This window comes from Amycolatopsis sp. NPDC003676, assembly GCF_053587275.1.
On the sequence record NZ_JBSFNS010000196.1, the window covers coordinates 1 to 9,158 of the forward strand.

The 9,158-nt window shown below is 69.6% G+C and carries 5 protein-coding genes; 2 read left to right on the top strand and 3 right to left on the bottom strand.

Annotation, left to right across the window (positions count from 1 at the left end; genetic code table 11):
- Positions 1-9: 9 nt before the first annotated feature.
- On the bottom strand, positions 10-1,143 hold the full coding sequence (locus ACWDNU_RS44160; protein ID WP_449673238.1) for a potassium channel family protein: 1,134 nt from the start codon (positions 1,141-1,143) through the stop codon (positions 10-12).
- Between the two features lie 106 nt (positions 1,144-1,249).
- Here ACWDNU_RS44160 and ACWDNU_RS44165 point away from each other — a divergent pair, with 106 nt between their 5' ends.
- Positions 1,250-1,633 carry a DoxX family protein gene (locus ACWDNU_RS44165; protein WP_449673239.1) on the top strand — a complete coding sequence of 128 codons (384 nt, stop codon included), beginning with the start codon at positions 1,250-1,252 and terminating at the stop codon, positions 1,631-1,633.
- Between the two features lie 3 nt (positions 1,634-1,636).
- Here the strand turns inward: ACWDNU_RS44165 and ACWDNU_RS44170 are convergent, their stop codons facing one another.
- Positions 1,637-5,029 carry an ATP-dependent helicase gene (locus tag ACWDNU_RS44170; protein WP_449673240.1) on the bottom strand — a complete coding sequence of 1,131 codons (3,393 nt, stop codon included), beginning with the start codon at positions 5,027-5,029 and terminating at the stop codon, positions 1,637-1,639.
- Positions 5,026-8,199 carry an ATP-dependent helicase gene (locus ACWDNU_RS44175; protein WP_449673241.1) on the bottom strand — a complete coding sequence of 1,058 codons (3,174 nt, stop codon included), beginning with the start codon at positions 8,197-8,199 and terminating at the stop codon, positions 5,026-5,028. Before ACWDNU_RS44175 ends, ACWDNU_RS44170 begins: the two co-directional genes overlap by 4 nt.
- Positions 8,200-8,315: 116 nt before the next feature.
- Between ACWDNU_RS44175 and ACWDNU_RS44180 the strand changes: the two genes are divergently transcribed.
- Positions 8,316-8,645 (top strand): MGMT family protein, encoded by a 330-nt coding sequence (locus ACWDNU_RS44180; protein WP_449673242.1) that lies wholly within the window; start codon positions 8,316-8,318, stop codon positions 8,643-8,645.
- The last annotated feature ends 513 nt before the right edge of the window (positions 8,646-9,158 follow it).

Below are 9,158 nucleotides of genomic sequence, written 5' to 3' on the forward strand. Positions count from 1 at the left end.
CCCGAGGAATCAGCGCCCCCGGCGGAGGCGCCCGGGCAGGACAACGGTGCCCCGGTGACCGACCCGGGACCAGTCACCCCGGCGGCGGCACCCGGTGACGTACAACAGCCGGTCCCCCGGCTCCAGCGCGTCCGCCTGCGGAGCGTCAACCCGGAAAAGCACCCCGTCGCGCACCACGCCGAGCACGATGTCCGGCAGGTGCCGCGGCGAGCCGCCTTCCTCGCTCGGTTCGATGGCGCGTTCGGCGATCGCCAGTCCGGATTCCGGGGTCAGCAGGTCCTCGACCATGTCCACTACAAGCGGAGTGGACGTCGCCATCCCGAGCAGCCGCCCGGCGGTTTCGCTCGACACCACGACCTGGTTCGCCCCGGACTGCTTCAGCAGGTGCACGTTCTCCGCCTCGCGCACCGAAGCCACGATGTGCGCCTTCGGGGCCAGCTCGCGCGCGGTGAGGGTGACCAGCACGGCCGTGTCGTCGCGGTTCGGCGCGACCACTACGGCCCGCGCGTGCTGCACGCCCGCGACGCGCAGGACGTCCGCCCTGGTCGCCGATCCGTGCACGGTGACAAGCCCGAGCGCGCTCGCCGCGTCCAGCGCCTGCTGGTCGGTGTCGACGACCACGACGCGATTGGCCTGCACCTCCTCGTCGCCGAGCAGCGCGTTGACCGCCGAGCGGCCCTTCGTGCCGAAACCGACGACGACGGTGTGGTCACGCACCTTCGTCCTCCACTTCTGGATTTTGAACGCCTGCCGGGAGCGCTCGGTGAGCACTTCCAGGGTGGTCCCGACGAGGACGATGAGGAAGAGCACCCGCAGCGGCGTGATCACGATGACGTTCACCAGCCGCGCGGACGCGGTGGCCGGGGCGATGTCGCCGTAGCCGGTGGTCGAGAGGGAAACTGTCGCGTAATAAAGCGAGTCGAGAAGCGAGAGGCCGTCGCCATTGGCGTCGCGGTAGCCGTCCCGGTCGAGGTAGACGATCAGCACCGTGGCGAGCAGCGCCAGCAGCGCGCCGATGATCCGCTTGACGATCGCCCGCATCGGGCTGACGGTCAGCTCCGGCATCCGGATCACGCCGACGAGCTCGTGGTCGGGCCGGTCGTTCAACCGGACGTTCAGGGGCAGCCGTTTCAAGGCCTTCATGCACCGGCCCCCAACGCGCGTTCGGCGTCACTCACAGCCGGGAGGATAACCCAATCGGAGCACCCGCACACCCGTCACGGCGATCATGCTGTGGCAGGCTTGCCGCATGCCCGAACCTCGCGCGTCGCAACGTCCGGCCCATTTTCTCGCCGCTCTCCTGGCCGGGGCGGGCGTCCTGCACTTCGCGCGGCCGAAGCCGTTCGACGCGCTGGTCCCGAAAGAGTTGCCCGGTGACCGGCGCACGTGGACCTACGCCTCGGGCGTCGCCGAGTTGACCGTCGCCGCCGGGATCGCGCTGCCGCGCACGCGCCGGCTGGGCGGATTGGCGGCGGCGCTGCTGTTCGTCGGGGTGTTCCCGGGGAACGTGAAAATGGCGCTGGACTATCAGCGACGCGGCCGTCCGGCGCGGGATCGCGCGGTGGCGTGGCTGCGGTTGCCGATGCAGTGGCCGTTGGTGAACTGGGCGTTGACCGTGCGCGATCGGGCCTAGCTCTTACTCGCGGGGAACGTTGCGCAGCAAGGCACGCAGGCCTTCCGCGTCCAGCAGGTCAGCCGGGCGCAGCGTGTGTCCAGGTCGGACATAGTGGAAGGCCGCGCGCACCCGTTCTACCGGGACTTTCTTCAGCGCCGCCCAGGCCAATCGGTACGCGCCGAGCTGAACAGCCAGCGCTGGCAACCGTTCTTCGGATGGGACCGAACCGGTCTTCCAGTCCACGACGGTCCAGCCGCCGTCGGGATCCGCGTACACGGCGTCCATCCGGCCGCGCAGGGTGATGCCTTCGACGTCCGCGGAGAACGGCACCTCCACGGCCACCGGGACGCGGTCGGACCATTCGCTGTTCTCGAAAGCTTCTTGCAGGGCTTCGAAATCGGTGTCCGGAGCCTCGCCGACGTCGGCCGCGCCGGGGAGGTCGTCGATCTCCAGCAGCCGGTCGCCGGAGAAGCGTTGTTCCAGCCAGCTGTGGAACGCCGTGCCGCGGCGGGCGAAGGTGTTGGGCGGCAACGGAAGCGGTCGACGCAAGCGTTGCGCGAGAGCGTCTGCATCGGACGCCAGGTCCACCAGCTGACTCACGCTCAGCTGCGCAGGCAATGCGACGCGATCCACTGTGGACTGTGAGCGGGCGCGTTCGGCGAGGAGGACGTCGGTGTCGGCGGCCCAGCCGTCCGGGTCTTCCGGGTCGATGACGTCTTCGTCGTCTTCGAAGTCGTCTGGCAGATATTCGTCTTCGTCCTCGGGTTCGGGCGGCAGCGGGATTTCGTCGTCGTCGGCTGCCGGGAGAGGCTCGGTTTCCGGTTCGGGTTCTGCCTTGGGTTCCGGCTCCGGTTCTTCTTCCAGGGCAGCCATTTCCGCCCGCAGCAGATCCACCCCGGTGGCCACGCCGGACCGCCGGTCGCCCAGCGGATCCACCGGCCACTTCGCCGTCCGCGAGTCCGCGACCAGCGGGTTCTCCTCGTCCTCCGCCGGTTCGTCGGCCCAGACGTCCACCACGCCCAGCGGCGGGTCGGCCTCGCCCAGCACCTCGGCGATCTCGGACAGGAAGATCGACGGCCCTTTGGCGCGGGTGCTGCTTTCATTCCACCAATGCCCGGAAACGAGCAGCGCGCGTTCGGAACGGGTCAGCGCGACGTAACACAGTCGTCGCTCCTCGTCGGCTTCGCGCGCGACGAACCCTTCCTCGTGCAGTTCCAGTGCTTCTTGCACTTCCTTGCGGTCGTAGCCTTCTGCGATCTGCAGCTTCGGCAGGTCCGCCGAGTCACCGCGCAAATGCGCGGGCAGCGCGGTAGAAGTGCGCAACCACGACGACGAACGACGCTTGCCCGGAAACACCTCAGCGACCAGGTGCGGGACAGCCACCACTTCCCATTCCAGCCCCTTGGCCGAATGCACGGTGAGCACCTGCACCCGGTCCGGAACCACCTGCACTTCACCAGGTGTGAGGCCGTCTTCCGCGTGCGCTGCAGTGTTCAGGTAGTCCACAAAGGACAACAGAGTCGCGGTCGGCGCGGTTTCCGCGTAATCCGTAACGACTTCGGCGAACGCGTCCAGATGCGCGCGGCCAGCCGAACCTGGACGGGCGAGCGATTCGACGTCAAGCAGCATCGTGCGTTCGACGTCCGCCACCAATTCCGGCAGCGATTGATCCAACCTGCGCCGCAACGCGGTCAATTCCGCGCCCAGCCGACGAATTCGGCGGTACCCCTCCGCGGAATAACGCTCGGGCGCACCGGGTTCGTCGACGGCGTCGATCAGCCCGGCCTGTTCCGCGCGCTCGGCGACCAGTTCCGGTTCGTCGCCCTCCTTCGCGCGCGGCTCGGGCGAGGTGAGTTCGTTGGCCCGCCGCCACAATGCCGCGACGTCCGCCGCCGCGATCCGCCAGCGCGCACCGGTCAGCAGCCGAGCCGCCGCACTGCCCGCCAGTGGATCGGCGAGCACCCGCAGCGTGGAAACGAGGTCGGCGACCTCCGGTTCGTCCAGCAACCCGCCGAGGCCCACGACCTCCACCGGCAGCCCGCGCATCCGCATTTCCGCCGCGATCGGGGCCATGTCCGCCCGTCGGCGCACCAGGACCGCAGCGGTCGGCGGCTTGCCGGATTCCTCTTTCTCCGCATGCCAACGCTGCGCCATCGCGTCGGCGACCCACTCGCGTTCCGCACGGACATCCGGCAGCAACGCGACCGCGATGTCCGCCGGACCAGCACCGTCGCGCGCCCGCAGGCGTTCGACGCCGAGTCCGCGCTGCCGCAACGGTTCCGAGATCGCGTTGGCCAGCTCCAGAATTTCCGGCGGATTGCGGAAACTCGTGAGCAGCCCGAATTCGTGCGCAGTTTCGAGCCGTTCCTCGCCGCGGCGCGGGAAGTCCGTGGTGAACCGGGGCAGGTTCGCCGCACTCGCGCCGCGCCAGCCGTAAATCGCCTGCGCCGGGTCACCAACCGCAGTCACCGGCATCGGCGGATGGTCAACGCCGCCGAACAATGACCGCAGCAAAACTCGCTGTGCGTGCCCGGTGTCCTGGTATTCGTCCAGCAGCACGGCCCCGTAACGCTCGCGCTCCCCCGTGACCACCGCCGGATATCCGTCCGCGAGCTGCGCGGCCAGCGACATCTGGTCCGCGAAGTCAAGCGCGCCTTCCGCCCGTTTGCGCCGGTGGTAATCCTCGACCAACGGCAGCAACGCGAGCCTGAATCGTTGCGCTGCCAATACGTCCTGAAGCTTCACCGGCAGCGACGCGCGCTGTCCTTTAGCCCGCGGAGCGTTTTCGATGACCTCGCACAGCCATTCGGTGTACTGCCCGAGCTTCTCCGTCGAAATCAAATGCTCGCCAAGTTCACCGGCAAGCGCGAGCAGCTGCGCGGTGACCGTCGGCGGCACGCGGTCGGTGTCGAGGTCATTGTCCCAAGTGGACACTACCCGGTGCGCAAGCTGCCACGACGAAGTCTCCGACAGCAACCGGACGCCCGGCTGCACTGGAAGCCGCAACCCGTGTTCCGAAAGCAACCGCCCGGCATACGCGTGATAAGTCAACACAGTCGGCTCGCCCGCGACCACAGTGGACCGCAGGGCACCTGACGGGTCGATCCGCTCCAGCAAACCCGAACCCGCGAGCCGACGAAGCCGCGCCCGGACTCGCTCACCGAGCTGACGCGCGGCTTTCCGCGTGAAGGTCAGGCCGAGCACTCGCTCCGGGCTCACGATTCCGTTGGCCACCAACCAGACCACGCGCGCGGCCATGGTTTCGGTCTTCCCCGCGCCCGCGCCCGCGACGACCAGCGACGGCTCGACCGGCGACGCGATCACGGTCGCCTGTTCGGGCGTCGGACGGTGCAGCCCCAGTGCGTCAGCGATTTCCGCGGGTCCGACGGGGTTGGCGATCACCACCGGGCTCACGGTCCGGTCACCTGACGCCCTTCCGGACGCAGCGGGCAGCAACCGCGCGCCGGGCACCGGTCGCAGTCGGCGTTCTCGTGCGCCTGATAGTCCGGACCGACCGCGGCAGCCGCGGCGGAGCGCACAAGCTCCAGCCACTCGCGTCCGCTGTCCTCGTCCATCGGCGGCTGATCCCGTTGCGTGGCACCGGTTTTGTTGTTCCCCTTGGCCACGTAGACGAGTTTCGCGCCACCAGGCGTGTTCTTGCCCTCGACCGCGCCGAGCAGCACCGCCAGCTGATACGCCGCGAGCTGCGGGTGCTTCTCCGCGTCCGCACCGGAGACCGGGACCTTGCCGGTCTTGATGTCCACAATCACCGGACGGCCGTCTTTGTCCATCTCGACCCGGTCGACCCGGCCGCGCAGCAGCACGCGCACCTCTTCGTCGCCCATCGGCAACTCGACTTCGATGTCCTGCTCGACCCCGGCCTCGATCAGCTCCTGCCGCGACTTTTCCAACCACGACACGAAGTTGCGCAGCATTGTCTCTACCCGGGACCGTTCACGCCGGGAGAACCACGGCGCACCGGCGTCCACGCGCACCCACGCCTCGTCCAGCGCGGCCTGGATCTGCTCCTCGGTGCTTCCGCCCGCGATCGCCTGCGCCAAGCCGTGCACGAGAGTTCCGGTCACCGCCGCCAGCTGGGCCGGATCGCTGCCGCCGTGTCGTTCGATCAGCCAGCGCAGCGGACACTTCACCAGGATTTCCACAGTGGACGGCGAGATCCGCATGAGGTCGCCCGGCCCGTGCACCGGGTCCTCTGTGGACGCTTCCATCAACCCGTACCAGGTGTCCGGATGCGCCCCCGGAACCCCAGCCGCAGCAAGTCGGGCAAGCTGCTTCGCCGCCCGCTGCCGACGTTCCGGGTCCGCCTTGTCGTCGCACACGACCTCGCGCAGTTCGCCGACCAATTCGGCCAGCACGAGCGACCGGCCCGGCGGCTTCATCCGGGAGTCGAGCATGCCGTCGTCGGCACCGTTTTCCTCAAGGTCGTCGAGGAATCGGGACGGCTGCTCATCTTCCCCGGCCACCGCGGTCACCAGCAGCGTCCGGCGCGCCCGGCTCGCCGCGAGGTAAAACAGCCGCCGCTCCTCGGCAAGGATCGGCGCGATCGCGGACACCTTGTCGTGTTCGTCCACTCCGGACAGCAGGTCGACCAGCCGCTCCACACCCAGCAACGAACCGCGCAGCCGCATGTCCGGCCACGCGCCCTCCTGCACCCCCGCGACCGCGACGACTGTCCACTCGCGACCCGCCGAAGCATGCGCGGTGAGCAGCGAAACCCCTTCACCCGGAATAGCCGCCGGAGCGAGCGTGTCTCCCGCGATGTTCTGCGACGACAGATAGTCCGCGAACGCCGCGACACTCGCCTTGGGCAACCGGTCGGCATACCGGCCCGCCGAATCGAACAATGCCACCACGGCGTCCAAGTCACGATCAGCCTGCGCGCCCAGCGAACCGCCGCGATCCACCAACCGCAGCAACCGTTCCTGCAGCCCGCTCGCCTGCCACAGCTCCCACAGCACCTGCTCGACGCCGTCCCCGCGGCTCACCGCCTGGTGCGTGACGCTCAGCAACTTGCCGACCCGACGGACCGGCAGCGCCTCGTTGTCGGCAAGACCGACGAGAATGTCCCCGCCCCGCAGCGCTTCCACGAGCAGTTCGTCACTCGACCGCTGCCCGCCGCCTGCCAGCTCCAGCCGACGAAGACCGCGTCGCAGCCGCCGCAGCGCCAACGGATCAGCCCCGCCCAGCGACGAGGACAGCAGCATCTCCGCGATGTCGACGTCCAGCAATTCCGGTTCCGCCGCGATCCGCAACACCGCCAGCAACGGCCGTACCGCGGAATGTTTCGCCAACGGCAATTCCTCAGTAGCCGAACCGATCGGCACCCCGGCCGCACGCAAAGCGCGTTGCAACACAAGGAAAGTCCGCGCCGGAGAGCGCACCAGCACCGCCATCTCCGACCACGGAACCCCGTCTACGAGATGCGCCCGGCGGAGCTGATCGGCAATCCAGCTGGCCTCCGCCGCCGGAGTCGGCATCAGCCGCACTCGGACCTTGCCGCCGCGTTTCCCTTGCGGGGTAACCAACTTCCGATGCGCCGAGGCGCCCGGCAGCGTCGCACCGAGCTTCGCGACCGCCGCCCGGACCGTCGGAGCGAGCCGGTGCGACGTGGTCAGCATGACCGTCCGGTCGCCGTCGTTGTCGGAATCGGCGAACAGTTTCGGGTCCGCGCCACGGAAGGAAAACACCGACTGATCCGGATCGCCGGCCACCACGAATTCCTCGGCGGTGTGCCCGATCGTGCGGATCAGCTGGACCTGCAACGGATCCAGGTGATGGGCGTCGTCCACGAACAAGTGCCGCACCCGGCCTCGTTCGCGCTCGCGCAGCTCGTCGTCGTCCTCCAGCGCGAGCAACGCCGACGTCACCAGCTCGGCGGCGTCGAGCGCGGGCGCGGCAGGCAGGCCGAGCGCGTTTCCGCCAGCCCCCTGCAGCTGGGTGACCTCCTCGTACTGCGCCCAGAAGTGCCCCGCGGCGACCCACTCCTCGCGGTCCTGGCGATGCCCGAGTTCAGTCAGATCCTCCGGCCCGAGCCCCCGCTCGGCCGCCCGCATCAGCAGGTCGCGCAACTCCTCGGCGAACCCCGGCACGGTCAGCGCCGGACGCAACTGCTCCGGCCACCCGGTCGCGCCCTCCTCCAGGTCGCCCTCCAGCAGCTCGCGCACGACCACGTCCTGCTCCGCTCCCGCCAGCAACCGCGGCGGCGGCAGCTCCTCGGCGCGAGCTTCGAGGCGCAGCAAGGAAAACGCGTACGAATGCACTGTGCGCACAAGCGGTTCACTCACCGTGCGCGGCAGCGGAGACTCCTGGTCCGGATCGGACGTGAGCCGCCGCGTGAGGTCGGCGCGCAGCGCGTCTGCCGCCCGGCGGGACGTCGTGAGCAGCAGCACGCTCTCCGGATCCGCCCCCTCCGCGATCCGGCGCGCGGCCGCGGTGGCGAGCAACGCCGTCTTGCCGGTGCCCGGCCCGCCGAGCACGCGACGGAAGCCCGCGGGAGCCGACAACAGCCGCCGCGCGTCCTCGTCCCAGGTGAACGTGGGTGCGGCGGGGACCGGCGGGCGCACCAGCCGCGCCTGTCCGTTCCCTGCTCTCCGCACGTGCACATCAGCGATGGAACCATGCCCGCTCACCCGGGTGGCGCACCGGCACACCCCTCGGCGGGACTATCATCTGCCGGGTCATGAACGACGAACTGCACGAGCGGATACGCGCAGTCATCGCCGACGTACCCGCGGGGACAGTCGCGACGTACGGCGACGTCGCAGCGCTCTCCGGCGCCCCCTCTCCGCGCATGGTCGGCCGGGCCCTCGCCGAGGACGGCCACGACCTGCCCTGGCACCGCATCCTCCGCGCGAACGGGACGCCCGCGCCGCATCTGCTGCACGAACAGCTGGAGCGACTGCGCGCCGAGGGCGTGCTGGCGGACGGCGAGAAGGTGGACCTGCGCAAGTACCGCTGGCGTCCGAACGGGGACGAACCCGGCGAGGACGAGCCGCCCAGCTTGTTCTAGATCTTCTCGGCGACGGCCTCTGCACGGCGACCAGCCACGGCCCCGGCGCGATGACACCGGGATTCGTGCCGCCCCGGCCGAGCCATCCGCTCGGCGACCGTCCGGCCAGGCGCGCGCGGCAACGAGATTGCGGCTCCCGCACGACGGCTCGCGGACCACGGCTTGCGGACCACGGCTTGCGGACCGCGGCTTGCCGGAGACGACTTCTGCAAGGCTCGGCAGGACTCCGCCCCAATGCCACATTGGGTGCATCTGACGCACCCAATGTGGCATTCGGTGCGTCACGCGCACCCAATGCCGCATTGGGGTTTTGGCAGTGGTGTCGCGCGGCCGGGCGAAGCGGGCCGGAGCGGCCCTCCATCCACTCCCGCAGAGGTCCGTGAAGGTCCCGCAGAGGTCCGTGAAGGTCCCGCAGAGGTCCGTGAACCGAAGCCCGGCAGGACGCCGTTCAGCCCGGGGAATGCGATTTCGGTGGCCGCGCTGAGGGTTTCCGGCGCGAGCAGCTTAGGCGCC

Excerpts from the sequence above, each read along its gene's own strand:
- ACWDNU_RS44180 (WP_449673242.1), top strand. The coding sequence starts at position 8,316 with ATGAACGACGAACTGCACGAGCGGATACGCGCAGTCATCGCCGACGTA.
- ACWDNU_RS44160 (WP_449673238.1), bottom strand. The coding sequence starts at position 1,143 with ATGAAGGCCTTGAAACGGCTGCCCCTGAACGTCCGGTTGAACGACCGG.
- ACWDNU_RS44165 (WP_449673239.1), top strand. The coding sequence starts at position 1,250 with ATGCCCGAACCTCGCGCGTCGCAACGTCCGGCCCATTTTCTCGCCGCT.